This is a genomic window from Ruegeria sp. THAF33 (assembly GCF_009363615.1).
In the GTDB taxonomy this organism is placed as follows: domain Bacteria; phylum Pseudomonadota; class Alphaproteobacteria; order Rhodobacterales; family Rhodobacteraceae; genus Ruegeria.
In genome coordinates this window covers 1,418,011-1,444,227 of the sequence record NZ_CP045384.1, presented here as the reverse complement: position 1 = coordinate 1,444,227, position 26,217 = coordinate 1,418,011, and the positions used below count along the sequence as shown (strand labels likewise).

Here is a 26,217-nt window from a genome sequence, read left to right as displayed (position 1 = left end):
TCAGAACCGGGCCTGGATCGTGAAGTCAAAGTTCTGCTCCTTGTCGAAAGATTCTTTCTTGAGAGGCTGCGAAAAGTTGAACTGCAACGGCCCGAATGGAGTTTCCCAGAGCACCGAAATCCCAATCACGTGCCGGATCGATCCGTTTGCACCGACAATAGTTGCACCTGCCGTATTGACGTTGTCGATGTTGTAGAGGTTGCCAACATCATAGAACAAGCCACCGCGTAGACCGAGTTCCTCGGGAAGACCCAGCGGGAAGTCGGTTTCGAAACGGGCAACCCAGTAGTAGTTGCCCCCGATCGCGTCATCCTGACCGTTGGACAGGTCACGCGGTCCGATACCCGCAGGTTCGAAACCCCGGAAAGTATTGGGGCCCAGCACAAACCGGTCAACGGTACGGCTGAAATCGTTTCCGCGCCAGTGCAGAGCGCCCAGTTCCATCGTTGCCCGAAGCACCACCTCTTCGTTCCAAACCCGGGTTTGCGCGATACCACGCGCCGTGGTCTTGAAGTATTTGTTGTCCCCACCAAGCCCAGCAGCATCAACACCTACTTCAAACAGAACGCCAGTGTTGGGGTCCAGGCCGCCGAGACGGCTGTCATAAATGTAGGACAGTCCCAAGGAACTGGACGTCCGTTTGCCCTGCGCAATTTCAGAAGAAATCACCGCACCGTTAACTTCATTGTCCTGCTGCGTCATCTCGCTGCGGTCCCAGCCATAGCGAACCCGCAGAGCCGACAATTCACCAATCGCGTAGGTCAGCTGCGGTGCAAAGAAAAGACTGCTTGTGTCGTAGCTTGCAAACCCGGAATTGGTAGCCGACAGCCCCAGACCAAGATCAAAGCGCAGCTTGCGGCCCAGCAGATAGGGCTCTGTAAAGCTGAGCGTATATTGTTCCGAGTCCTGCGCGGTGGAGATCGAGACACCAAGGTTCTGGCCACGGCCCAGGAAGTTGGATTCGTTCAGACCAATTGCAATCCCGAAACCGTCCGTAACCGAGTAGCTGCCTCCGAGGCTCAAGGAGCCGGTGGGTTGTTCTTCAACGTCTACATCCAGAATGACCTGGCTTGGCGACGATCCCTCGCGTGGTTCGACTTCGGCAACAGCAAAGAAGCCCAAGGCATTGATACGCTCCGCAGCCTGACGGATTTCGCGTGGGTTGAACGGGTCACCTTCGACAGTGTCAAACTGCCGCCGGATCACTCGGTCCAGGGTGGTTGTGTTGCCTTCAATATCGATCCGCTCGACAAAGATCCGAGGACCTTTTGTCAGAACAAATTCGACATCCAAAGTCAGATCGCGGTCATTGCGCGTAACACGTGGTTCCACCCGAAGGAAATCCACGCCTTGCTTCAGGCCCAGTCGCTCCTGTCTTGTAATCGAGTTTTCAACAAGCGTCGGCGTATATGTCACGCCGGGTTTGATCTTCAGCGCGTCCTGATAAGGTGCCGGATCGACGCCCGGAATTTCGCTGACGGTCGTGATTTTACCGAACGAGAACTTTTGACCCTCGGTTACATTCATCACCAGGAAAAAAGCATCCCTTTCACGGGTAAACTCGACGTTGGCGCTGTTCACGCGGAAGTCGACATAGCCTCGTGAAAGGTAGAAATCCCGAATGACTTGCTTGTCGAACTCGATACGATCGCCGATGAACGTGTCGTTCCGGAAGAACGTCCGCAGGAAGGTTGCCTGCTTGGTTTCCAGAACACGGCGCAAACGACGGTCCGAAAAGGCACGGTTGCCAACAAAGCTGACACGTTCCACTTCAATGGTCGTGCCTTCTGCCACTTCAAAAACCAGATCAACTCGGTTGTCGCTACGGCGGATAATCCGAGGGATTACGGTCGCGGCAACTCGGCCTTGGGCTGAATACACTTCAGCAATCATGTCGGCGTCAGACTCGGCCAACTGCGGGGTAAAGACGCGGCGCGGCTGAGATTCGATAACGTCCAACAACACGTCGTCTTTGACACGGGCGTTACCCTCGATGCTGATCTGATTGATCGTCGGATATTCCTGAACTGTGATGACCAGCGTAGACCCCCGCGGCGTCAGCTCAACTGTTTCAAATACACCACTGTCAAGCAAACGCTGATAGGCATCGTTGAGCTGGCCCGCTGTTACAGTCTGGCCAGGTTCGATTCCCGTTCGGGCGATGATCGTACCGGTTTCAATCCGGCGATTGCCCTCAACATCAAACGAATTGATCGTATAGTTTTGCGCCTGTGCTGCATGCGGAAAAGTCATTAAGCTTGCAGCAACAAAAAGGAAAAGAACCGCTAGCGCCTGCCACAAAATATTGTTTGTTGGCATTTGCTGCCCGCAGGATGTGCCCGCCCCTCGCCTGTCAGTCATTTTATGCTCTACCCAGAATTTAAGACTTTAATGCTGAGTAGCGGGATTGAATGAGCTTGTCAAAAGGCGAAATAGAAGCAGCCGCGAAGACTGCCATTCAAATTGACGACGTTAATTTCGGTAAGAATCACATGGCCGCCAGATAGGCGGCACCTGCCATAGCCAACGCCGTAACCGCAAAGCTCAGCAGAACATCCCAATTCAGCACGAACAGGAAGCTAAAGCTCTGATACGATTTTTTCAGCGTTTTGGTCATGGCTTTTCCCTCAGACGCAAAAACCATAACGTCAGAATGAGGCAATATTGCGGCCCAATCTTGCGCCGCGCGCCACAATTAGCAGAACAGATCGTTGCTCACTGAAAACAGCATGAGGGTGAGAATTAAGGTGATCCCTACCCCCATGAGCACCCGCAAGGCCCCATCACTGGGTGGTTTCCCTGCAATGGCTTCATAGGCGTAGAACACGAGATGCCCGCCATCCAATGCCGGGATCGGAAACAGGTTCAGCAATCCGACCGCCGTCGACAGAACCGCGATGAAGAAAATGAAGTTCTGCGCCCCCTGGCTGGCCATTGCCCCCGAGGTTTCGGCAATTCCGATCGGCCCCGAGATGTTGCAGGTGCTGATTGCCCCCGTCACCATGTGCCATATACCCGACAGCGACCCTTCGATAATGCGGCCCGTCTGTCTGACACCGCCGGTCAGTGAATCCAGAATACCAGCCGGTTCAGTTGCCGGCTCCAGCATCATGCCCCCGATGATCCCAATCCGCCAATGGGTGACGAAACCGCCATCCGGCTGAGGTTCATCCGTGCGTCGCGGGGCCAATGCGAATTCCAGCTCGGACCCATCCCGCCAGACGTCCAACAGAAGAACCCGGCCATCGGACCCTTCGACAAAATCCTTCAGCTGCTCGAAGGCAAAGATCGGCTCCTCGTTCACCGCCGTGATGACATCGCCTTGTTTCAGCTGAATATCCATCGCCGCGCTGCGTGGGGCCACTTGGCGGATCAGGGGTGGAAACATCCATGGTGCTTGTACATCCAGCGTTTCACCGTCCCGGATCACCGTGTAATCCAGAACCGGTTCCACAGGCAGCGCCTCAATAAAGTCCTGCCAGGCCCCCTCTTCATCATAGTCAGGTGTCGGAACACCGGCGATGGCCGTGATCACATCACCTTCTCTCAGTTCCTGCACAGTGCCCGGCAAGGGTTGCAACGATCCAACTGTCAGCGGCTCTTTTGATACGCCCTGTGACCAGAAAATCAGGCCAAACACCAGAATGGACATGACGAAGTTGAAGACAGGTCCGGCCGCGACCGTTGCGGCCCGTGCCCACAAAGGGGCACCGTGCATGGTGCGGCGCAGCTCTTCCGGGCTTTGGGTGGCAATGCCTTCTATCGCCTTTTCATCCTTGCCCGATGCTGCATTGGCATCGCCCAGGAACTTTACGTACCCCCCAAACGGCAGCAACGCGATCTGCCATCTGGTCCCCCGTTTGTCGACACGGCTCCAGAGAACCGGGCCAAACCCGATCGAGAACACTTCGGCATGGATGCCGGACCAACGCCCTACAATGTAGTGGCCGTATTCGTGCACCGCGACGATGACCGACAATGCGATGACAAACGCGACAATCGTCCAGAGAAGATTGCCAAATTGCGGGATTAGGGAAAGTACGTCCAAAATTCTATCCTGCTCGTTCCACCACAGCGTCATCGACCCACTGACGTGCCAGATGGTCTGTTTGCTGTACGTTATCAAGGGTCATCGGGGCATCAATAAGGCTGTCTGACGCGTCGAACCTGTCGAGAACCGCGGCGACGGCATCAGCCATATTCAGAAATCCGGTCCGGCGCGCGATGAAATGATCCAGCGCACGTTCCTTCGCGGCGTTGAAAACAGCACCCGCCAGGCCGCCACGCGCCATCACGTCTCGGGCCAGTTTCAATGCGGGATAACGTGCCAGATCCGGCGCGTTGAAACGCAGTTGCCCCAGCTTGGCCAAATCAAGGCGCTGTATCGGCAATTCCCGTCTTTCGGGCCAATGCAGCGCGTAACCGATGGCGTGGCGCATATCGGGTGCCCCCATATGGGCCATCATCGCACCATCACGATAGCCAACCAGGGCGTGTACTATGGATTCCGGATGAACCAGCACTTCGATCTGATCCGGTTCGACACCGAAATATTCTTTTGTTTCGATGACTTCCAACGCTTTGTTGAACATCGATGCGCTGTCGATAGTGATACGCTGCCCCATATCCCAATTCGGATGGCTGGAAGCTTGTTCAACAGTCGCGTTCACCAGTTCTTTCAGGGGCCAATCTCGGAACGCCCCGCCGCTGGCGGTGATGATCACACGCTCGACTGTTTCGACGTCTTCACCGACCAAAGCCTGAAACACTGCCGAATGCTCGCTGTCGACCGGCAGCAATCGCGCACCATGCTGTTTGGCCGTTTCCAGAACCAATGATCCTGCGCAGACCAATGTCTCTTTGTTGGCCAGTGCCAGGGTCGTCCCCTGTTTCAACGCCTCGATCCCCGGCGCCAACCCGGCCGAGCCGACAATGGCCGACATGATCCAATCCGCCGGACGGGCCGCGGCCTCGACAATGGCACGCGGGCCCGCAGCCGCCTCGACGCCACTGCCGGACAAAGCGGAACGCAGGTCATCAAGCCGGTCTTCATGAGCGGTGACGGCAATATCGGCACCGAGCCGACGCGCGTCATCCGCAAGCCTTTGAATATTGACACCACCGGTCAAGGCCACGACGTCATACTCGGACGGTGCGCGCGAAATCAGATCAATCGTGTTCTGCCCGATCGACCCGGTGGCTCCAAAAACAGATACCTTTCGCATTACATTTCACCCGGCGAATAGATCAGCCCCGCGATAAGAACAAACAGCGCGGCACCCATCATGCCATCGAACCGATCCAGAAAGCCGCCATGGCCCGGTATCAGGTTCGAACTGTCTTTGACACCGAACTTGCGCTTGACCGCGCTTTCGACAATATCACCGGCCTGACTTGCCATTGAAGCCAAAACGGAAACAACGACAAAAGCGAATCCAAAGCCGGCCAGGCTTGCAAAAACCGCGCCGACACATGCCGCGGCGGCCCACCCTCCGGCGGTTCCCGACCACGTCTTCTTCGGGCTGACCTTGGGCCAGAATTTCGGGCCACCAACCGCCTTGCCCACGAAATAGCCCGCGACGTCCGTGGCGACCACGACAGCAATCAGCCAAACCATCCAGCCAAAACCGGAATTTTCCCGGATCGAAATGAAACCCAGCCCGGCCCCGACGATCCAGACCACGAACATCCCGAACAGAACCTTCGAACGACTGATCTGCCCCACTCCCACAAGCGCAGGCGCAAGCACGACCGGCAAAGTGTAAATCGGCGGCAGATGATAGCTTAGAACCACGGTGATGCTTGTCAGAATCCCCAATTGAACGGCCACGCCGCGGGCTTGCGGGTCGATCATTCGAACCAATTCCCACGTCATCAGACCACAGGCTGCGGCAATGAAGGTTTCGAACCACCACCCGCCAAGCCAGACTTCGATTGATCCGATCACGACCAGAACTGCAGCAGAAAGAACCCGTGTTGTCAGGTCAGACCATCGGCCGTCTCTCATGCCACAACCGCTCCGAACCGCCGATCTCTGGTGCCGTAATTCTGGCACAGACGGGCCAGCTCAGCAGCAGTGAAGTCCGGCCAGAGGGTGTCGATGAATTCATATTCCGAGTAAGCCGATTGCCAAAGAAGAAAGTTTGAAATCCGCGCTTCACCGCTGGTTCGAATAACAAGGTCGGGATCAGGAAGAACCCGCGTATCCAGATACTTAGGAAGAGTTTCTTCATCTACCTCTTCGGGTTTCAGCCGCCCTTCAGCCACATCCCGCGCCAGACGCTTGGTGGCGCGTGCGACCTCGTCGCGCCCACCGTAATTCAGCGCGACGGTCAAATGAACCAGATCGTTGTTCTTGGTTTCTTCTTCCAGCGAGTCCATCAACTCGATCAACTTGGAATCCAGCCGGACCCGATCCCCGATGAACCGAACGCGGATGCCATTATCCGCAAGTGTCCGGGTTTCCTTGATGATATAGCGGCGGAACAGGTTCATTAGGCCAGCCACCTCGACCTGGGTCCGCTTCCAATTTTCGGTCGAAAAAGCGAACACCGTCAGGTACTTGATCCCCAAACCTGGGCAGGCCTCGACAACCTCGCGCACGCGCCGCGCACCGGCATGGTGGCCGAACAGCCGGGGACGGCCGCGCGCCTGCGCCCAACGACCATTGCCATCCATGATGATGGCCACATGGCGCGGGCCGGACTCCAGCTCGGTTTGCGGGTCTTTTGGCATCAGTTCGGCTCAGACCTGCATGATTTCGGCTTGCTTGGTTTCGAGCGCAGCATCTACGGCCTTGATCATCTCATCCGTCATGTCCTGAACTTCACTTTCCCAAAGCTTCTGGTCATCTTCCGACATGCCGTCCGCCTTGGCCTTCTTGATCTGATCCATACCATCGCGACGCACGTTCCGGATCGCAATGCGTGCGTTTTCCGCGTATTGACCGGCGACCTTGCTCAGCTCGCGGCGACGTTCTTCGTTCAACTCGGGTATCGGCAGCATTATGATGGTGCCGTTCAATTGCGGATTGATCCCAAGGCCGCTTTCGCGGATGGCCTTTTCCACCTTACCCACCAGTGACTTGTCCCAGACGTTTACAGTGACCATTCGCGGTTCGGGCACGTTCACGGTGCCCACCTGGTTGATCGGTGTCATCGAACCGTAAGCGTCAACCATGACAGGTTCCAGCATCGAGGCCGAAGCACGCCCTGTTCGCAATGATGCAAATTCGGTTTTCAGATTGGCCATTGCGCCATCCATGCGGCGCTGCAGATCATCGGTGTCCAGTTCGAAGTCGTCAGACATTCTGCTCACTCCCCGTCTTCAGGTAATCTTTGGATGGGTCTTACGCCATCGTAATTGGGATGTATAGCAATCATGATCGGGAATTGTATCAATGGCCAGAGGTGTTGCGACCAATTTGGGCAAACATCTTTTCCGGAACCTAGCCGAGTTTCTTCGGCCAGGTTGAGTTCATGGGTCAGCCTCAGGCGTTCACGTCCACCACGACGCGCCCCTTGACCTGACCTTTCAGAATGTCGGCGCCCAGTTGCGGCAGATCGGACAGACCGGCCGGTTGAACCATCGCCTCAAGCTTGTCCATCGGCAGATCCGTGGCGATCCGTTTCCACGCGCGCACCCTGTTGTCATAGGGCTGCATCACGCTGTCGATGCCCAAAAGGTTCACGCCGCGCAGCAGGAACGGAATCACCGTCGCTGGCAAAGCAGCGCCCCCTGCCAAACCAACCGCAGCAACTGAACATCCGTATTTCATCTGGCCCAGAACACGCGCCAGCATGGCGCCGCCCACAGCATCAACGCAGCCCGCCCATGTTTCGCTTTCCAGGGGACGTTTTGTAGTCTCGTTCAGGTCGTCGCGCGGCACGATGGTCGTCGCACCAAGTGATTTCAGATAGTCACCGGTTTCGGGCCGTCCGGTGACCGCGGCGACCTCATAGCCCAAATTGCCAAGAATGGCCGTGGCCACCGATCCGACGCCGCCCGCGGCTCCGGTCACCAATACCGGTCCACGATCCGGGGTCAGCCCATGATCCTCCAGCGCCATGACCGCCAGCATCGCAGTGAACCCGGCAGTGCCCACGGCCATTGCCTGACGCGTTGTCAGCCCATCGGGCAGCGGCACCAGCCAATCGGCCCGCGCGTTGGCTTTTTGCGAATAGCCGCCCCAGTGAGCCTCGCCCACGCGCCATCCGGTCAGAACAACCTTGTCACCGGGTTTGTAGCGGTCATCCGATGAGGCCTCGACCGTGCCGGCGTAGTCAATGCCGGGGACATGCGGATAGGCTCGCACCAGCCCGCCCCCTTTCGGAGACAGGCACAGGCCGTCCTTGTAGTTCACCGTGGAATATTCGACCGCAACCGTGACGTCACCATGCGGCAGATCATCCACCGACAATTGTTTGATCGAGCCGGTAGCAAGTCCGCTCTCTTCATCCTTGTCCATCACAAGTGCATTGAACATCTGTCATTCCTTTCGTGTTCAGCGACCAGCCCATGTCGTCAGCTGGTTCAAAATATCCCGAGGTCGACGCGGCAGCGTCCTTGATTCTGCTAGATCCAGAAATGCGACTGCACGGTCGCGCGGCGCATCCCGGCCGGTGTTTCCACTTCCAGTTCCGTCCCGGCATCCCAATGGCTCAGGCGCACCATACCGATCGCCACATTGGTTTCAAAATCCGGAGACCAAGCCGCCGATGTCACCTGCCCCACGCGCTTGCCGCTTGCAAACAGGTCCCAGGGACGATCGCAGCCCGGTACAGGCTCACCGGCGATGGCGATTGGCCGGATCTGCTGCACCGGCCCTTCCTTGGCGACACGCAACAGGGCATCCCGACCGATACAGCCGATCGCGGTATGCGTGTTGCAGAACTTTCCCAGACCGCATTCATGCGGGGTATTGTCGTCGGTCATGTCGTTCCCATAGGACAGCAACCCGCCCTCAATGCGCTCGATCAGGTTCGGGCAGCCCGCGCGCACGTGCAGGTCTTCGCCGGCGGCAAACAGGGTGTTCCACAAAGGCATGCCGATATCGCCACCTTCCACGTATATCTCGAAACCACCCTGTTTCGAATAACCGGATCGCGCGACGGCCAGATCGCGCCCCTCGAACTCGAACATGTCGAATTTGAAGAAACGGATGTCGCGCACTCGGTCCCCGAAGACACGGGCCATCAGTTCGTCCGCCTTCGGGCCCTGAACGGCAAGCGGCGACACGTCCGGTTCATCCACCAGCACATCCAGACGGTACCCAACGGCGATCCCCTTGACCCACAGCAACAGATCACTGTCGGCAATCGAGATCCACCAGCGGTCTTCGGACAGCTTCACCGCCACCGGGTCGTTCAGCATGCCGCCGGTTTCGTCAACGATCGGCACATAGAAACATTGCCCCGGCAGCATACCGCGCAGATCGCGCGGGGTCAGCATCTGCATCAGACGCGCAGCATCAGGGCCGCGCAATTCAACCTGCCGCTCGCACGACACATCCCAGACCTGCACATGGGTCTTCAGATGCCGGTAATCGGCTTCAACACTTTCAAAAACCGTCGGCAACAACATGCGGTTGTAGACCGTATAGCCCTTGACCCCGGCAGCTTCGACTCCTTCAGAGAACGGAGTGCGCCGCAAGCGGCGTGAGGCGGAAATCTGCGGCATTCATACCTCCTGCGGCATAAAGACGATATCACTGACAGGCGCTTCCGAGCCCGTCTCGGTCAGCATTTTGTGCACTTGCCCCCTGTGATGGGTCTGATGATTGAAGAAATGGATCACGCACAGCGCGTAAGGCATTGTGACATCAGCCTCTTTTGCGGCGGAATACCACGTGAACGAGCCGGTCAGCGGATCATCCCCCAGCCCTTCTGCCCAGTTCAGGATACGCGCATCGATCTTTTCGCGTAACGCCAACCAGCTTGGCAGATCCGGGCACAGGTATACGCTTTCATGGATACCTCCGCCTGCCTTGTGAATATTGCCATCTGGCCCGTCGCGCTTTTCGAAACGCGACATCCACATCCAATCGCCCCACAGCAGATGGTTCACCGTGCCCAAAATCGAGCCAAAGAACGCCCCGCGTTCAAGGGTCAGCTCCTTCGGTGTCAGAGATTGCAAAAACTCTGCCAACTGTTTGTTCTGCCAGTGATTGTAACGCGCCATTTCCTGCGCATACCCACCCGTGATCATCATTTGGGCCCGTGCCAGTCGATCGGGCAGATTTCAGCGGACTTGCCGCCAAAGTCCCAGACCCGGCCATAGTCGCGCACCTTCGATTTGGTGCCACGCGCCACGATGATGTCAGGTCCCATCCAGTATTTGGAATTTGAGACCATCACCGGATGCTCCGGGTCCTTGCCCGCAAGCATCTCGATCTCTCCCTGGATTTTGCGACCAATCGCGATCCGACGTTTGTTTCCGTCGCGCTCAATCTGGACCGGCGCCCGTTCCGCCCCAATGATCTCGCTGACCAGCATGGTAAACAGACCGGTCGTGCCGCCCGCCTGACCGCTGAAGATTTGCAACAAACCGTTATAAGCCTTGCCGCTTGCGCGCTCGTCAACATAAGCGGCGACTTTCCACTGGCCTTCACCCATCCGGCCCGGAATATCGACCAGCAACCCGACATTCAGGCCCGACAGATCCTCGCCTTCATAGTGGCCTTCATCAACGATGATGCCCATCCAAGCATGGCAGTGACCTTCCGTCGGGGGATGTGCGCCCAGCGACACCACGCAGGGGCAGAACACGTCGCATGAACAATTCAGGATCAACTCGCCCTTGATGGCCCATTCCGTCGGGCTCATCTCTCGCCGCTTGGGATTGGGCATGCGGCTGTCGATACGCTGGCTGACGGGCAGCCGATCGGCGTCTGGTTTTCTGTTTTTAGCCATTGGCTTATCCTCCGTAGCTAATTGGATACACGAGCAGGACGAGACCGCCCGCAATCAACACAAACCCCATTGGACGGGTCACGGCGTGCCCGATCTGAGGAAGTTTCTCCAAAACCATGAACAGGGTCGCGAGCCCCATCCACAACAGGCTCATCACACCGCCGACAAAGCCGAGCGCCATAAAGCCCCAGCAACAGCCGACGCAAAAGGCGCCAAGACCCAGGCCCATGCGCACGCCACCTGCAAAACCGGTTCTCCAATGACCCAGGAAATAGGTCATGGGGGCATGGCAGACACCGTGGCACACCTCTTTGGCGCGGGAAAACTGAAAGGCGCCCACGGCAATCATCAAGCCGCCCGCGACCCATCCGGATTTGGCAATTCCCAGCATGTCGACAACGCCGCCAAACAGCAGGACCAACTGAATTCCTGCGATCACGGCCGCAAACCCGACCCAGACGATGGAATACCCGGCCAGAACCCCCAGCCAGCCGGCGCGGCTGCCATTTGCGCTGCGGATCAGGTCATCGTAATTGCGCAGGGTCGGGATCAGGGTCGGCAGCATCATGGCCGCCATCATGATCGCCCACATTGAAAACAGCGGCCCGAACTCGGCCATGGGCATGTACATATCCATGCGCGGATCCATCGCGGCCATCGCCTGCCCCATCGGCCCCGGACGGCCGATCAGATCAAGGTCCATGTCCCGGCTCATCGAGAACATGACCCACCACGCCCACAAGATCAGAACATAAAAGCCCAGCCACATTCCGCTGCGCAGCCACGTACGACTCACTTCGGCCTCCCGACTCAACTCCCTTGCTTTTCAAATGTCAGACTTTTAAATGTCAGACAAATAAAAATTTGCCCAAGGTCGTCTGAAGATGAAAACCGCGCCCCGAAAAACCGCAGACCTGTCTGCCCAGATCGCCCAGGCCATTCGGGATGCGATTGTATCGGGCGAACTGATCGTGGACGCGCGCCTGCCGTCCGAAGCCGAGCTGTCGGATCAGTTCCAGGTCTCTCGCCCGACCGTGCGGGAAGCATTGAAACGGCTGGCCGCGCAATCCTTAATCCGCACTCAACGCGGCGCTTCCGGCGGGGCGTTCGTGAATCGCCTGAGCTTTGAGGATGCCTATTCTCAGCAAGTCACGACTTCGACATTGCTGCTGTCGATGAATGCGGTCAGCTTCGATACCGCATGCGAGGCGCGATATGCCCTGGAAAGGGCCTGTGCGCCTTTGTCCGCGCAGCGGCGTACGGCAGATCACCTGGCAACCATGCGGGCAGAAATATTCCGCCAGTCTCAACCGGGCCTGACGGACGAAGCATTTTGCGCCTCGGACGTGACTTTCCATCGCGCGCTGGTGGATGGGGCTGGCAACCCGGTCCTGTCCTATCAGCTGGCAGGCGCCGTGGAAGCGATGCAACCGTTGATGAACATGATCACGTTCACGGCGCGATCCCGCGAAGAGATCATCGGACTGCACAGCAGAATAGTGGACGCGCTTGAGGCAAAAGACGCGGACACCGTAGACTCCGCACTTATTGATCTGGAACATTACACACGACGGCTGGCCCACGACGTAGCCGAAAGCAAACGTAAACCGACCTGAGGGCCGCATTCGAAACAAGATCAGAACAAGGGGCATACGAACGGGCAGATTGTCATCCGGCGCCAAGATCGGAACTTTCAATATGAATTGAAGTTCAATGACTTACGGGAGGACGTTATGAACCAAAGACCGGACCCAAGTTTTTATCCATCCGCGAAACTTGCGATGGAGGGCCCCGCTGAGACGCTTGCATTCACGCTGATGCTCAGCCCTGACTTTTCTCAACCCGACGGGCTGGCGGTTGTGAATGTCGATCCAAGCTCGGACGATTTCGGAAAGATCGTGCATCAGGTGATCATGCCCGAAAAGGGCGACGAATTTCACCACTTTGGCTGGAACGCCTGTTCTTCTTCCCTGTCGCCGCTGAGCGGTCACGCGTTTCTGGAGCGGCGCTATCTGATCATCCCGGGCATCCGGTCCAGCCGGATTTATGTCATTGACGTGAAGAACCCGCTTGAGGCCAAGATTCACAAGATCATCGAACCCGAAGAAGTCTTTGCAAAGACAGGGTATTCCCGCCCGCACACGATCCATTGCGGGCCTGAGGGCATCTATGTCAGCACCCTTGGTGGTGGCGGCCCCGACGGCACAGATGGCCCTCCGGGTATATTCATCATGGATTGCGAGACCTTCGATATCATCGGGCGCTATGAGATCGAGCGCGGCGTGCAGGACAAGCATTATGATTTCTGGTGGAACCTGCCGCGTGACTACATGGTCAGTTCCGAATGGGGGCTGCCGCCGCAATTCGAAAACGGGCTGGTGGCCGAGGATCTGTTGTCCAACAAGTACGGCCACCGGATCCATTTCTGGAACCTTCGGAACCGGACGAATATTCAAACCATCGATCTGGGCGAAAACCATCAGATGGCCCTGGAAATCCGCCCCGCGCATGATCCCGTAAAGCAATACGGGTTCTGCGGTGTTGTCGTCGATACGACCAACCTGCAAGGTGCGATCTTCACCTGGTGGCGCAATGATGACGGCACGTTCGAAGCCAAGAAGACCATAACAATCGATCCGCAACCCGCTGATCCTGATGATCTTCCTGACCTTCTGAAGGGCTTCTCAGCCGTTCCGCCGCTGGTCACTGATATCGACCTGAGCCTGGACGACAAGTACCTCTATGTCGCGTGCTGGGGAACCGGCGAGATGCATCAATACGATGTATCCGACCCGATGAACCCAACCCTGGCAGGCAAGGTCGAGATCGGCGGAATCGTCAAAAAGACAAAGCATCCAAATGGTCAAACCTTTGGCTATGGTCCACAGATGGTCGAAATCAGCCGCGACGGCAAACGCGTCTATTGGACCAATTCGCTTTATTCCACGTGGGACGATCAGTTCTACCCCGAGGAAGGTGGTGCGGCCATGGTCAAGGCTGATGTCGGCGAAAATGGTGGTCTGACATTGGATCCGAAGTTCTGGGTAGAGTTCCCCAAGGGCTATCGCAGCCACCAGATCCGGTTGGAGGGCGGAGACTGTTCAACCGACAGCTTCTGCTATCCGTCGGTCTGAGTTGGAATTTTTGATGTCATCAACGGCTGGCCTGTGGCTGGCCGTTGTTCTGAGCGGAGCCTATCACGGCCTGAACCCCGGTATGGGCTGGCCACTGGCAGTGTCTTCGGCTTTGATGGAACAACGCCAATCCGCGCTTTGGGGTGCACTCGCGGCTTTGGCTGGCGGGCATTTCGTGGCCATGCTCGGCGTACTTCTCCCTTTTGCCCTGATGGCCGTACTGGTCGATTATCAAAATGAAATCCGCATCGGCGCGGCTCTGGTCGTGATTGGCATGGGCCTGTACATCGCGATAACCCGCCGTCACCCCCGCTTTCTTTCGCGGATCCCGCCAAGCAGGCTCGCGCTGTGGTCTTTTCTTGTGGCGCTTGCCCACGGGGCTGCCCTGATGCTGGTTCCAATCTATCTGGGCCTGTGTGCCGTGGATGAACTGGACGCGGGCCATCAAGCGATTTCTCAGATCATGACCACGAACACCCTTTTGGTTCTGGGCGTCGCCGCGCTGCATACGGCCGCCATGGTTCTGGGTGGCGGTTTTTTGGCCTATGCGGTCTATCGTTGGCTCGGACTGCAATTCCTGTCGCGCAGCTGGTTCAACCTGGAGCTCATCTGGGCCCTGAGCCTCATTCTGGTCGGTGGTCTGGGTCTTTGGTCCGCCCTTGGCTGACCTTGTACTTTGTTTTGAAACGCGCTTTGTCTGCATCGAAACAAAACTGGAGCTTCCGAATGCAGGACCAAACCCGCCCAACCGAAGTGCTGCGTCAGGGCAAAATCGACGACTGGACGGCCGCCACATCCCATGCCTTCACCCGCGAGTTGTCTGACGGCACCCTGCCCGAGAACAAGATGCGCTGGTATCTGCAACAGGATTATCAGTTCGTCGACGGTTTCGTGCGTCTTTTGGCCAGCGCCATCGCGCATGCGCCGACCCTTGCCGACAGCGTACCGGCCGCGCAATTTCTGGCGGTGATCACAGGCCCCGAGAACACCTATTTCCTGCGCGCGATGGACGCTTTGGGCACTGAGCCCAGCACCGAGCCCGCGCCCGCCACACGCGCGTTTCAGGATCTGATGGCCGAAGCCGCAGCCTCTGGCCGTTATCAGAACATGCTGGCGGTACTCGTCGTGGCGGAATGGGTTTACCTGAGCTGGGCCAGCCCGGAAAACCCGCCCAAAGAAGGCTTGCCGTTCTGGTTTGCGGAATGGATCACGCTACATGCGGGCGAAGGGTTCGAAAGCGTCGTGGAATATCTGCGCAGTCAGCTGGACAACGTCTGGCCGACGCTGGATGCGGCCGAACAGGCCGAGGTCACGCGACTGTTCCATCGCGCTGTCGAGCTGGAACGTGAATTCTTTGACGCCGCCTACGCGGCCTGAACCGTAAGGGGGCCGGAATGGTCGCAACTCTGAACGTCATCGCGGCATTGCTGACCATCGGGTTCGGCGCATTCGGGTTTCTGGCGCCGGCCCACACCGCGTCGGCCCTGGATTTGGCCCCGACCAACAGCACGATGGGGTTGTCCGAGATGCGCGCCTCGGTCGGTGGTTTGTTTGTTGTGACGGGGATTGCCGTTATCTGGCTGAACAACCCAATGGCCTATGTCATGCTGGGCATTGTCTATTCCGGTGCAGCGCTGGGCCGGTTTGTGTCGGTCGCGCTGGACAATCCCCCCTTGGCCAAGGCGTTGATCTTTGGGGGAATCGAACTGGTTCTGGCCGTCTGGCTGATTGCTGCAAACTTCAACAAAGCCACCTAACAGATTGGAAATGTTAAACACAGCTGCGTTCATTCTGAGTTTGCATCCCCCCATCACCTCACCTATATAAGAGTCGTCCTTCGGGACTATGGACATAAACGCGCTCGTAATAAGCGGATCGGACCCGGGGGCGGTACCCGGCGGCTCCACCAACCATCCTTCGTTTGGGGATTTTGGGGCCGAAATAGGATCGACGAACGTCTAAAGGGGTTAGCTTTGTCTCGGCTGTCTGCCACCGTTACCGGCGAAAACAGTACAATTGCAAACGACAATCGTGCTCCGGTTGCAGTTGCTGCGTAAGCAGTAGCAAGACCGAAACTTAAGCCCTTGCGCCTAGCCGCGTAAGGCGGGGTTCGCAGGTACCTGGCAACAGAAACCTGCATTAATCACCCACATGTCTGATTTTATTTTCCCGCCCTTAGGCGGATTCAGAGTTTATTCATTCCTTTTTGCCATCTTGCCAGCACTTGGACAGGAGAACTGGGATGACGAATTCAGAGATACTCAGAAAGTGGTACTCCGAGGTTTGGGAAAATGGAAACACCGAAGCAATTGATCAGTTCTTCGCACCCGAAACGATGGCCGAGGGGCTGATTCCGGAAATGCAGGTCGGTGCGGACGATTTCCGGGATCTGGTCATGGCCTTCCGTCATATTCTGGGGGACATCAAGGTCGAATTGCCCAAGATCATCGAAAACGGCGACTGGGTGTCCGCCATTCTGCATGTGCGTACTTTTCGTGCTGACAATGGCGCGCCGCTGGAAGTCACCGGCCAGGTCATGGCGCGGTTCAAGGACAAAAAGATGGTTGAAGCCTACAACCATTTTGACTTCATCTCGTTTTTTGAAGAACTGGGCCAGTTTCCATCGGACACCCTGCCCGTATGCATGACCGGGCAACGTCTGGATTGGGCGTGAACCCAAAGCAATCTTGACCCCCATGACACTTGCGCGCTAGCAAGTGCCATGGGGTAAGATTGCGAACGCCCCGTGAGGCGACAGCCCAAGTTTCGCATGTATCCGCGGTCACAAGGAAACATGCCATGGCATCGCCCAACTCTATTTCTCCCAAACAACTCCTGCGTCTGATCGGTACTCCGAATGCGCCCGTTCTATTCGACGTCTGCCTGAATGACGATTTTAAAGAAGATCCCTATCTGATCCCCGCATCAATCCGGCACCCGGCCGCAGATCTTCGGGAGCTTTCGTGCAAGATCTCCGATCGCCCAGCCGTGATTATCTGTCAGAAAGGCAAAAAGCTGAGCCAGGGCGTTGTCTCCTGGTTGCGCAGCGAAGGGCATCAAGCCGAATATCTGGAAGGTGGAATGCATGCCTGGCGCGACATGGCCGATGCACCACGTGTGCCCGCAGCACGCATTCCTGATCGAATTGGTGGCAACACGTTGTGGGTCACGCGTCACCGACCCAAGATCGACAGAATCGCATGTCCCTGGCTGATACGCAGGTTTGTTGATCCCGACGCCAAGTTCCTGTTTGTGGCACCCGGCGAAGTCGAAAGCGTTGCGACTGTTTTCGGGGCGTCACCTTTTGATATCGAGAACACGTTCTGGAGCCACCGAGGGGACAATTGCACGTTTGACACCATGCTGGATGAATTCGGGCTTCACTCCCCTGCGCTGGACCGGTTGGCGACAGTCATCCGGGCGGCGGACACGAACCGGCACGCGCTTGCGCCTGAAGCGGCGGGATTGTTGGCGGTGTCCGTCGGGCTTTCAAGGCAGTATCGCGATGACCATGAAATCCTGAAAGCCGGGATGAATCTTTACGACGCGATGTATCGCTGGGCGCGCGATGGATTTGACGAAGGCCATGACTGGCCCACCGGGCGAACGTCATGACACCGACACTGGCCGAGATTACCAAGGTCTTTGGCAGGATCGGTTTGCTGTCTTTCGGCGGCCCTGCGGCTCAGATCTCCTTGATGCATCAGGAATTGGTAGAACGCCGACCCTGGCTGGATGAACAGACTTACCTGCGCGCCCTGTCTCTGTGCATGTTGCTGCCGGGCCCCGAGGCGATGCAGCTGGCAACTTATGCGGGGTGGCGTCTGCGCGGCGTTGCCGGCGGGCTGATTGCCGGCAGCTTGTTCGTGTTGCCCGGCGCGTTGGTGATTGCGGTTCTGGTCGCGCTCTATTCAGCATTTGGCGATGTTCCCTTGGTGCAGTCGGCCTTCACGGGCATCAAGGCAACCGTCATCGTCATCGTTTTGCAGGCGCTCCGCAATCTTTCGCGCAAGGCATTGAATGATCGCGAGCATCGAACAATCGCAATTCTGTCCTTCCTGGCCATTTTTCTGCTGAACCTTCCTTTTCCGGCGATCATATTCGTTGCCGCAGCCTGGGGGTACGTGACCTTCAAAGGACCCGTAGAAACTCCCACGCGAGAAGGAACACCACATCTGGCGCGGTCTCTGCGAACGATTGCTGTCTGGTTGCCCCTTTGGTTGGGCCCGCTCGTCGCTCTGAGCGTCACAGGCCATCAACTGCTGAGCGATCTGGGGTGGTTTTTTGCCCGACTCGCCGTTGTGACCTTTGGCGGCGCATATGCCGTATTGGCCTATATGACTCAAACGGTTGTTGACCAGTACCACTGGATCAGCACGGATCAGATGATTGATGGGCTGGGTCTGGCGGAAACGACTCCGGGGCCGCTCATACTTGTCACACAGTTTGTCGCCATGCTGACCGGGCAACTGACCGGCGGGTTCACGCTGGCGCTTGCAGCCGGTACAGTTGCATTGTGGGCGACGTTCGTTCCGTGCTTTCTTTGGATTTTTCTTGCGGCCCCATATCTCGACAGTCTGGCCGCGCGTCCCCGCCTGTCCGCGGCCCTGCATGGAATCACTGCGGCCGTCGTCGGAGTGATTCTCAACCTTTCCGTGTGGTTCGCCCTGAATGTTCTTTTCGAATCAGTGTCTGAAAAATCATGGGGTCCTCTGGCAATCCCCATGCCGCAGATTTCCGCGTTGAATTTTACCGCATTCGGTCTAACTATCCTTGCTGGGACCTTGATTTTTCGACTGAAATTAGGGATGGGAACCGTGCTTGCCCTGATGTCGATTGCCGGCCTGGCTGCACACAATATCTGATCAATCCGGTCGTACCCGCCCTTTCGTTTCCGAACAAAACCCCTATGCTGAGCATAACCACTTTTGAGGATCACACATGTCGCAAGGCATCGATTATGGAAACCTGATGCACACCGCCATGCGCGGCCTGATCAAAACAGTGCTGAAGGAAGTTTCTGAAACCGGTCTACCCGGGGCGCACCACTTTTTCATCACTTTCGACACACGTGAAGATGGTGTGGAAATCGCCGACTGGCTGCGTGAACGCTATCCCGAAGAAATGACCATCGTCATGCAGCACTGGTTCGAGAACCTCGAAGTTGGTGACCTCGGCTTTGGCATCACTTTGAACTTTGGCGATGCCCCAGAACCGCTGTACGTCCCTTATTCCGCAATCAAGACTTTCGTGGACCCATCCGTGGAATTCGGCCTTCGCTTCGAAAGCCCGGAAGACGAAATCGAAGAAGATCAGATCATCGAAGACGACATCGAAGTCGAAGAAGAAGAAATACATCACGATGCGGATATCGTGTCGCTGGACAGCTTCCGGAAATGAACCTTCAAACCCCGCCCGGCGCGGGGTTTATCGTTTCATTAGGAAAGTCTCGACCGACCGTGATTTTTGACCATCTATGAATCGTGAAAACGCGAGGTTCAGCCCGCCTTGGGCAAGCGTGCGGTCGAATTGCTGCAACTCATATCCTCCGTCCTCGTCAATGAACAAAGAGAACACAGTCAGTGTTTCGTCGACGATGCGGCCCCATACAAATGGCTCGCCCTTCATCGGGTCCAGCGGGACTTCGTGACCAAAGACATTGCGTTTCATCGCCGCCGAAAACACATCCGGGCGGTCTGACGGAACAAAATCAATCGAGAACTTCTGTTCCTTTACGCGTCCATCCAGCTTGTATGTCGTCGTCCGCCAACTGACGTTGAAACCGTTCTTGGTCTCGACGATGGAAACGCTCATGTCGCGGGGCGTTGTCGTGCCATCCGCGTCCACGACTTCGGCTGAACCGATATAATCTCCTATGAACGGTGTAATGTCTGCCGCGCGGGCCGCTGCGCTCAGAACCGACAGCCACAAAGCGCAAACTGCAAGTATCGCGACTGCTTTTTCAAGCGTAAAGCGATGGAAATTTGGCATTTTGTCCTCCATGGCGTCTATTGCTCCATTGTAGCCCAGAGGTATCCGCAAACAATGCACATTCCCCGCCAACAACGATTAAAGTGACGCACCCCGCGCCTATACCTTTGACGCCCTTAAGTTTAAGGTGCGCGCAACTGGCCGATTGCGTCACGGCGTGGCTGCGGCTAAACGGCATACAACTGCATACCAGACGGAGTGACCGATGTCTCAAACCCGCACAGAATCCGACAGCTTTGGCCCGCTCGAGGTTCCTGCCGACAAGTATTGGGGCGCCCAAACGCAGCGCTCGATCATGAATTTTCCCATCGGCTGGGAAAAACAGCCGGTCGCCATCGTGCGCGCGCTGGGCGTAATCAAGAAAGCCTGCGCCATGGAAAACAAGGCAACGGGCAAGCTGGAAGCAAAGATAGCAGATGCGATCATCCAGGCCGCAGGCGAGGTGATCGAGGGCAAGTTCGACGACAACTTTCCGTTGGTCGTGTGGCAGACGGGTTCCGGCACCCAGTCGAACATGAATGCGAACGAGGTCATCGCCAACCGAGCCATCGAGATTCTGGGCGGCAAGATCGGATCCAAAGACCCGGTACACCCGAATGACCACTGCAACATGGGGCAATCGTCGAACGATACCTTCCCAACCGCCATGCATATCGCAACAGCGATGAGCGTACGCGACGTGCTGCTTCCCGGCCTTGAAAAACTGGCGTCCGGGCTCGAGCAGAAGGCCGAGGAGTTCAAGGACATCATCAAGATCGGCCGAACCCATACACAGGACGCGACACCGCTGACCTTGGGTCAGGAGTTCAGTGGCTATGCCCACCAGATTCGTCAGGGAATCGCACGCGTACATGCGGCGATGCCGGGGATTTATGAACTGGCCCAGGGCGGAACGGCCGTTGGCACCGGCCTGAACACCCAGCACGGCTGGGACAAAGCCGTCGCAGGCCATATGGCCCAAATCACCGACCTGCCCTTCGTGACGGCGCCGAACAAGTTCGAAGCGCTGGCCGCCCATGATGCTATGGTCTTCCTTTCGGGCGCTTTGGCGACGATTGCCGGCAGCTGCTACAAGATCGCAAACGACATTCGTTTCCTGGGCTCCGGGCCTCGTTCCGGCCTGGGTGAACTGATCCTGCCGGAAAATGAGCCCGGCTCGTCGATCATGCCCGGCAAGGTAAACCCGACGCAGGCCGAAGCGCTGACGCAGGTCGCCGCGCATGTGATGGGCAACAACGCGGCGATGAATTTCGCCGGGTCACAAGGGCATTTCGAATTGAACGTCTACAATCCGATGATGTCCTACAACCTGCTGCAATCGATCCAGCTGTTGGGGGATGCCACCGACAGCTTTACCGAGCGGATGCTGATGGGCATCAAAGCGAACGAGCCGCGCATCGACAAGCTGATGAAGGAATCGCTGATGCTGGTCACGGCGCTTGCCCCCACCATCGGTTATGACAATGCGACCACAGTTGCGAAAACCGCCCACAAGAACGGTACCACGCTCAAGGAAGAAGCCATCGCGCTGGGCTTTGTGGACGAAGCGACCTTTGATGCCGTCGTCCGCCCCGAACAGATGATCGGCCCAAAAGACTGATGGGCAAGCCGGTCAATCTGAACCGGTATCGAAAGGAAAAAGCGCGGGCCGAAAGAAAGGCCCGCGCTGACCGGAACACCGTCGCATTTGGGCGTACAAAAGCTGAAAAAGAAGTCGTGAAGCTTCAACAGAAAAAACAAAAGCGCGACCTCGACAATCATGAGCTGGACGAATGAGCGGCCGTCCTGTCAAACGCTCTTTGACCCTGAAAGGACACCGAACCTCGGTATCACTCGAGGATGAATTCTGGCGTGCTTTTCGCGAGATCGCTCAGGAACAAGGTAAGCCAATCAATGTCTTGGCGGCTGAAATAGATGTGGCTCGCGACCCGGAAACGGGTCTTGCATCGGCCATACGCGTCTTTGTGCTGAACTGGTTCCGAAACCCTGATTGAGACTTGTCACGCCCTCACCTCGACGTGTAACGTGAGTGGGAACAAAAAGGGTACAACCATGAGCGACACTATTACCGGGCCGGATGGGCAGCAAAGATGCGCATGGTGTCAGGCCGCGCCCGAGTTCTTTGAATATCACGACAATGAATGGGGTTACCCTGTCGGCGACGACCAACGGCTGTTTGAAAAACTGTGCCTCGAAAGCTTTCAGTCAGGCCTTAGCTGGCGAACGATCCTGAACAAGCGCGAAAACTTCAGGAAAGCCTTTTGCGGGTTTGATTTCAACAGGATGGCCGCGTTTTCTGATGAAGATGTGGAACGCCTGCTACAGGATTCTGGGATCATCCGTCATCGCGGCAAGATTGAAGCGGTGATCAACAATGCGCGTTGCGCGCAGGACCTTGTGGCGGCCGAAGGATCTCTGGCGGCCTATGTCTGGCGTTACGAGGCTGAAACGCCTCCGCCTCCGCAAACAGCGTCCACATCGCCCGAGTCGGTGGCCATGTCGAAAGATCTCAAGAAACGGGGATGGAAGTTTGTTGGCCCTACAACCGTGTTTGCGTTCATGCAGGCCATGGGGCTGGTCAATGATCATGCCGAGACCTGCATCGGCAGAAAAAAAGCGGCACAGATGCGCCGCTCTTTCACCAAACCTGTCTGAAAGGTTAGACGGAGGCTTTGAAAATCTTGTCGATGTTCGCACCCAGCGCCGCGTTGAATTCGGCATCTGACTGCTGCTTCAACAGGCCTTCAGTCAAGGCCCGCGAGAAGGATGCAATCATCTTGCCGTTCCGGCCCAGCAGATCACAGGCTTCTTCCGTCGAATAACCGCCCGACAGGGCCACAACGCGCAAGACCCGCGGGTGGTCAGCCAGCGCGTCATACAGGTTTGCCTTTGTCGGGATCGTCAGCTTCAGCATCACTTCCTGGCCCTCGGCCAGTTGATCGAGGTTTTTGAGGATTTCAGCCTTCAGGATGTCTTCCGCCTCGGCCTTAGTTTCCGAATGGATGTTCACTTCGGGCTCCACGATCGGAACCATACCGGCATCGGTGACTTCGCGGGCGACGTCGAACTGTTGGGCAACCACCGCCGCGATGCCATCGGCATTCGCTTCGTGAATGACCGAGCGCTCCTTGGTTCCGAACACACCATCGGCCTTGGCCAGGGTCTCGGCCAGACCGGGGATCGGTTTCATCATCTGAACGCCATTTGCCTGGTCTTCCAGGCCTTTGTCGATCTTCAGGAAAGGAACGATACCTTTGACCGACCAAAGGTAATCGGCAACCTTGCGGCCTTCGATCTCTTCGCCCAGGGTACGTTCGAACAGGATTGCGCCAATCACTTTGTCCTTTGTGAAATCGTCGGCCAGAATGATGCGGGCACGCATCTTCTGGATTTCACCGAACATCTCTTCCTCCGAGCTGTAGTCGGATGCCTCGACGCCATACAACGCAAGCGCTTTCGGGGTTGATCCGCCGCTTTGATCCAGTGCCGCGATAAAGCCCGTGCCGTTGATCATCTGCGCGCGCTGTTCTGCTTTGGACATATTGTTTTCCCGTTCAATGATGATTCCGATGTTCTTCCCCGCATACAACAGGGCGTGAACCGATGGTAGGTTGTTAGCGCTCAAACAGGCGTAACCATATGCCATCTTTGGATCGAACCGTCAGGTGAGCGACCGGAACAGGTGTTTTTCCCGGGATTGTTTCGAACCGGTAGCGGCGCAAGAGCATCGACAGGATCAGCGGCCCTTCGACCATTGCAAACCCGGCCCCGGTGCACACTCGAGGGCCTACTGAGAACGGGATGTAAGCGTCGCGCTGGCACCGCTTGCCGTTTTCCGTGCCCCAACGGTTGGGATCAAAACCGTCCGGATCGTCCCACAAACGCGCCTGACGGTGCAAATGCCACGGGCTGATCACGATCTGCGCGCCAACCGGCACATCCCGGTTACGGAACCGTTCGGGGCACGTGGTCTCGCGGACCATCATGGGCACCGGAGGATAAAGGCGCAGCGCTTCGCGGAACACATCCCGGCTGATCCGAAGTTTTGAAACAGAGGCAAATGAAGGATCATCCAGAGCAGCGGCCTCCTCTGCAACCTTCTGCTGCCATTCCGGGTAAAGGGCCATCAGGTACAGCGTCCAGGCCAAGGCTGACGCGCTGGTCTCATGCCCGGCAAGAAAAAAGATCGCCACCTGATCAACCATTTCCTCGGGGTCGAAGAATTGCCCGGTTTCGGGATCAGCCGTCGTCATGATCTTGGTCGCAAGATCATCAGGTGCCGTTCCGTCCTTGATGGCCTTTGCGCGTGTTCTGGTCAGTTCGGAAATCAGCGCCCTGATATCCCGCGCACTTTGTTTGGTCGCCTCGGAATGAAACCGGGGCAGCCACTTTGGCAAGGGAACAAAAGCTGCCAGATTCAGCAAAGGTTGCGCGCGTTGATAGGCCCGGAACTTTTCGAACACCTGGCTGGCGATAGCGTTGTCGATAGGAACGGAAAACAGGGTGCGAAATATCACATCCGCCGCCGCATGGCTTGTCTGTTCTTCGAATTCGAGTTCCCCGCCGACATGAGGCCGCAGCCGTTCCACACACACCTCGGCGGCGGCCAGCATGGCCGGGAATGTATCCTTCAGGCGTCCCCCTTCGAACGCGGGATCGATAATCCGCCGCTGTCGTTTCCAGGTTTCGCCATTGGTCAGAAACACCGAATTGCCAAGCAACGGCCGCAGGCCTTCGCTGATCCTGCCGGATTTGGGGAAATCGTCAGCCCGTTTCTTGAGGACCGTTTGAACCAGATCCGGTTGATTGATCAGGAACGACCGGAAGAACGGAGTTTTGAATTCTGCCATCCACGCGCGATACAGCCGGGCTGGCTGCGCCGACAGCAGGTCATGTCTGAACAGTTTCACATAGCGCAGCAACGAAACCTTCTCGGGGCGCGGATCTGGCTTGGGCGGGGTCATGGTCATGGCTTTACCGAGGTGAACTTGGAGACAGGCGTCTCGATGCGGCTGCGCGAAGCCTCACGATCCGCAAACCTTTGCCCCAGCGTCAACGGGCCAGCCGTTATCCGGAAATAATCATAACTTTCCGGCTTGTCGAAGGCGCAAAGATACTGAAAATGAAGGCGAAAAAATCGCCATCGCAAAGCTTTCCAGCGTTCCGGAGACAAGGTTTGCGAAAAAGCCGCTGACAGGACCAGCGGCCAGCGTTTATCAGCATCGGCCACCCCCGTGACCGCAACCGGATCGCACAGCGCAAAGGCGCAGCCATCACCGGGGGCCGAGACATCGATCCAGCTGAGCTCGGACCGTGTGGACAGGAAATGCAGATCGGTCCGCAAATCGTGTGCCTGGGGCAGAAACGAGACCATGGGAACCACCTGTCCCAGGCTGAGAAACGACAGCACCACGCCTTGCTCGTGCACTTTCGTTTTTCGGATCAGTTCGGCCAGAACAGACACCCCCAGATGCGCGCCCGAGCTGTGGCCAACGACCAGCACCTCATCCACATCGGAATTCAGCGCCTCTTGGATCGCTTCACGAAACGAAGACAACCTGTCCCGCAGCTCGACCGGCATTTGCCCGCTCAACTGCGCTGAATAGGCGTAATCATGCATCAGGTAATACGCAAACAGCCGGTTATCGACCTTGCGAAACCACAGCAGTAATGCGACGGCGATGGCCGCTCCGGGGAATATCCCCCACCAACCTACCATGGCTATGCACGCCCATGCCAACGCAAGCGCGATCAGCAGCTGAGACACCAACATCGCCACTGGATACAACGCAGCGATCACCGGGCCCTTGCGCAATCGCATCAGACGCCACAACGTACCGGTTGATATGTAGATCCACGCCGTGCGGGCCAATTGCCAATAGGTCGCCGGGATCGAGGCCGACATGCTGTCGCGCACGATGTCGGACCACACCAGAACCTCGAATTCCGTTTCAACAGTCAGGCCATCTTGTTCCGAGGTCACACGCCAGCCGAAACGTCCGTCCGTTGTCTTTGGGAATATGGCGATCTCGTACCCCGAGATCCGGGCCTGCTTCTGCGATTCACTGCGATACAGCTCGCGATATCGCCGGGGCGGCATCGGATCATAGCCGGGGATATAGAACACCCGACGTCTGCGCACCTGCGGCTGATTTGTGTGACTGCTCATGCCCTTACCTTCT

General features: G+C 57.1%; 29 protein-coding genes and 1 other RNA gene. 14 read left to right on the top strand and 16 right to left on the bottom strand.

Annotated features, from left to right (window positions below; translation table 11 throughout):
• The 12 genes from bamA to FIU92_RS07175 all read right to left on the bottom strand — a co-directional run bounded on the left by bamA (window position 1) and on the right by FIU92_RS07175 (window position 11,679).
• Entirely contained in the window at window positions 1–2,253 is a 2,253-nt protein-coding gene (bamA, locus tag FIU92_RS07225; protein WP_371419737.1) for an outer membrane protein assembly factor BamA, read from the bottom strand.
• Window positions 2,254–2,488: 235 nt separating this feature from the next.
• A complete protein-coding gene (locus FIU92_RS23120) occupies window positions 2,489–2,617 on the bottom strand; it encodes a hypothetical protein (protein ID WP_256367495.1) in 129 nt (42 codons plus the stop codon).
• 78 nt (window positions 2,618–2,695) lie between these two features.
• Window positions 2,696–4,048, bottom strand: coding sequence for an RIP metalloprotease RseP (gene rseP, locus FIU92_RS07220; protein WP_152457925.1), 1,353 nt, complete (start codon window positions 4,046–4,048; stop codon window positions 2,696–2,698).
• A 4-nt stretch (window positions 4,049–4,052) separates the two neighbouring features.
• Window positions 4,053–5,225 (bottom strand): 1-deoxy-D-xylulose-5-phosphate reductoisomerase, encoded by a 1,173-nt coding sequence (dxr, locus tag FIU92_RS07215; protein WP_152457924.1) that lies wholly within the window; start codon window positions 5,223–5,225, stop codon window positions 4,053–4,055.
• Window positions 5,225–6,007, bottom strand: a complete 783-nt coding sequence (locus FIU92_RS07210) for a phosphatidate cytidylyltransferase (RefSeq protein ID WP_152457923.1) — start codon at window positions 6,005–6,007, stop codon at window positions 5,225–5,227. Before FIU92_RS07210 ends, dxr begins: the two co-directional genes overlap by 1 nt.
• Window positions 6,004–6,735: an isoprenyl transferase gene (locus FIU92_RS07205; RefSeq protein WP_152457922.1), complete on the bottom strand. Its 732-nt coding sequence runs from the start codon at window positions 6,733–6,735 to the stop codon at window positions 6,004–6,006. The genes FIU92_RS07210 and FIU92_RS07205 overlap by 4 nt, the downstream gene beginning before the upstream one ends.
• A 9-nt stretch (window positions 6,736–6,744) precedes the next feature.
• On the bottom strand, window positions 6,745–7,308 hold the full coding sequence (frr, locus tag FIU92_RS07200) for a ribosome recycling factor (protein ID WP_152457921.1): 564 nt from the start codon (window positions 7,306–7,308) through the stop codon (window positions 6,745–6,747).
• A gap of 181 nt (window positions 7,309–7,489) precedes the next feature.
• Window positions 7,490–8,485, bottom strand: coding sequence for an acryloyl-CoA reductase (gene acuI / locus FIU92_RS07195; RefSeq protein WP_152457920.1), 996 nt, complete (start codon window positions 8,483–8,485; stop codon window positions 7,490–7,492).
• Window positions 8,486–8,574: 89 nt separating this feature from the next.
• Window positions 8,575–9,678 (bottom strand): dimethylsulfoniopropionate demethylase, encoded by a 1,104-nt coding sequence (locus FIU92_RS07190; RefSeq protein ID WP_152457919.1) that lies wholly within the window; start codon window positions 9,676–9,678, stop codon window positions 8,575–8,577.
• Window positions 9,679–10,209: a DinB family protein gene (locus FIU92_RS07185; RefSeq protein ID WP_371419736.1), complete on the bottom strand. Its 531-nt coding sequence runs from the start codon at window positions 10,207–10,209 to the stop codon at window positions 9,679–9,681.
• Window positions 10,206–10,910, bottom strand: coding sequence for a DUF1326 domain-containing protein (locus FIU92_RS07180; RefSeq protein ID WP_152457918.1), 705 nt, complete (start codon window positions 10,908–10,910; stop codon window positions 10,206–10,208). Before FIU92_RS07180 ends, FIU92_RS07185 begins: the two co-directional genes overlap by 4 nt.
• A gap of 4 nt (window positions 10,911–10,914) precedes the next feature.
• Window positions 10,915–11,679: a DUF2182 domain-containing protein gene (locus tag FIU92_RS07175; RefSeq protein WP_152459852.1), complete on the bottom strand. Its 765-nt coding sequence runs from the start codon at window positions 11,677–11,679 to the stop codon at window positions 10,915–10,917.
• Between the two features lie 115 nt (window positions 11,680–11,794).
• Here FIU92_RS07175 and FIU92_RS07170 point away from each other — a divergent pair, with 115 nt between their 5' ends.
• The 10 genes from FIU92_RS07170 (at window position 11,795) to FIU92_RS07125 (ending at window position 19,444) form a co-directional block, all read left to right on the top strand.
• On the top strand, window positions 11,795–12,526 hold the full coding sequence (locus tag FIU92_RS07170) for a FadR/GntR family transcriptional regulator (protein WP_152457917.1): 732 nt from the start codon (window positions 11,795–11,797) through the stop codon (window positions 12,524–12,526).
• Between the two features lie 117 nt (window positions 12,527–12,643).
• A complete protein-coding gene (locus FIU92_RS07165; RefSeq protein WP_152457916.1) occupies window positions 12,644–14,044 on the top strand; it encodes a selenium-binding protein SBP56-related protein in 1,401 nt (466 codons plus the stop codon).
• 13 nt (window positions 14,045–14,057) lie between these two features.
• On the top strand, window positions 14,058–14,711 hold the full coding sequence (locus FIU92_RS07160) for a hypothetical protein (protein WP_172978476.1): 654 nt from the start codon (window positions 14,058–14,060) through the stop codon (window positions 14,709–14,711).
• 59 nt (window positions 14,712–14,770) lie between these two features.
• Window positions 14,771–15,421 carry a TenA family protein gene (locus tag FIU92_RS07155; protein WP_152457914.1) on the top strand — a complete coding sequence of 217 codons (651 nt, stop codon included), beginning with the start codon at window positions 14,771–14,773 and terminating at the stop codon, window positions 15,419–15,421.
• Between the two features lie 17 nt (window positions 15,422–15,438).
• On the top strand, window positions 15,439–15,801 hold the full coding sequence (locus tag FIU92_RS07150) for a DUF4345 family protein (RefSeq protein WP_152457913.1): 363 nt from the start codon (window positions 15,439–15,441) through the stop codon (window positions 15,799–15,801).
• A gap of 36 nt (window positions 15,802–15,837) precedes the next feature.
• Window positions 15,838–16,185, top strand: a transfer-messenger RNA (tmRNA) gene (gene ssrA / locus FIU92_RS07145).
• Window positions 16,186–16,286: 101 nt separating this feature from the next.
• On the top strand, window positions 16,287–16,718 hold the full coding sequence (locus tag FIU92_RS07140; RefSeq protein WP_152457912.1) for an ester cyclase: 432 nt from the start codon (window positions 16,287–16,289) through the stop codon (window positions 16,716–16,718).
• A 125-nt stretch (window positions 16,719–16,843) separates the two neighbouring features.
• Window positions 16,844–17,659 carry a sulfurtransferase/chromate resistance protein gene (locus FIU92_RS07135; protein ID WP_152457911.1) on the top strand — a complete coding sequence of 272 codons (816 nt, stop codon included), beginning with the start codon at window positions 16,844–16,846 and terminating at the stop codon, window positions 17,657–17,659.
• Window positions 17,656–18,909 carry a chromate efflux transporter gene (gene chrA / locus FIU92_RS07130; RefSeq protein WP_152457910.1) on the top strand — a complete coding sequence of 418 codons (1,254 nt, stop codon included), beginning with the start codon at window positions 17,656–17,658 and terminating at the stop codon, window positions 18,907–18,909. Before FIU92_RS07135 ends, chrA begins: the two co-directional genes overlap by 4 nt.
• 76 nt (window positions 18,910–18,985) lie before the next feature.
• A complete protein-coding gene (locus tag FIU92_RS07125) occupies window positions 18,986–19,444 on the top strand; it encodes an SspB family protein (RefSeq protein WP_152457909.1) in 459 nt (152 codons plus the stop codon).
• A gap of 27 nt (window positions 19,445–19,471) precedes the next feature.
• Here FIU92_RS07125 and FIU92_RS07120 read toward each other — a convergent pair whose 3' ends face one another.
• A complete protein-coding gene (locus FIU92_RS07120) occupies window positions 19,472–20,035 on the bottom strand; it encodes a hypothetical protein (protein WP_152457908.1) in 564 nt (187 codons plus the stop codon).
• Between the two features lie 205 nt (window positions 20,036–20,240).
• Between FIU92_RS07120 and fumC the strand changes: the two genes are divergently transcribed.
• From fumC to FIU92_RS07100, 4 genes are read left to right on the top strand one after another with little or no spacing between them, the layout of a single operon-like run.
• On the top strand, window positions 20,241–21,635 hold the full coding sequence (gene fumC, locus FIU92_RS07115) for a class II fumarate hydratase (RefSeq protein WP_152457907.1): 1,395 nt from the start codon (window positions 20,241–20,243) through the stop codon (window positions 21,633–21,635).
• Window positions 21,635–21,811, top strand: coding sequence for a DUF4169 family protein (locus tag FIU92_RS07110; protein ID WP_152457906.1), 177 nt, complete (start codon window positions 21,635–21,637; stop codon window positions 21,809–21,811). The genes fumC and FIU92_RS07110 overlap by 1 nt, the downstream gene beginning before the upstream one ends.
• On the top strand, window positions 21,808–22,029 hold the full coding sequence (locus FIU92_RS07105) for a ribbon-helix-helix domain-containing protein (protein WP_152457905.1): 222 nt from the start codon (window positions 21,808–21,810) through the stop codon (window positions 22,027–22,029). The genes FIU92_RS07110 and FIU92_RS07105 overlap by 4 nt, the downstream gene beginning before the upstream one ends.
• Window positions 22,030–22,087: 58 nt before the next feature.
• Window positions 22,088–22,690, top strand: a complete 603-nt coding sequence (locus FIU92_RS07100) for a DNA-3-methyladenine glycosylase I (RefSeq protein WP_152457904.1) — start codon at window positions 22,088–22,090, stop codon at window positions 22,688–22,690.
• Between the two features lie 4 nt (window positions 22,691–22,694).
• Here FIU92_RS07100 and FIU92_RS07095 read toward each other — a convergent pair whose 3' ends face one another.
• The 3 genes from FIU92_RS07095 to FIU92_RS07085 form a co-directional block, all read right to left on the bottom strand.
• Window positions 22,695–23,576, bottom strand: a complete 882-nt coding sequence (locus FIU92_RS07095) for a fructose bisphosphate aldolase (protein ID WP_152457903.1) — start codon at window positions 23,574–23,576, stop codon at window positions 22,695–22,697.
• Window positions 23,577–23,649: 73 nt separating this feature from the next.
• Window positions 23,650–24,999, bottom strand: a complete 1,350-nt coding sequence (locus FIU92_RS07090; protein ID WP_152459851.1) for a cytochrome P450 — start codon at window positions 24,997–24,999, stop codon at window positions 23,650–23,652.
• 2 nt (window positions 25,000–25,001) lie between these two features.
• Window positions 25,002–26,204, bottom strand: a complete 1,203-nt coding sequence (locus FIU92_RS07085; RefSeq protein WP_152457902.1) for a hypothetical protein — start codon at window positions 26,202–26,204, stop codon at window positions 25,002–25,004.
• Window positions 26,205–26,217: the final 13 nt, after the last annotated feature.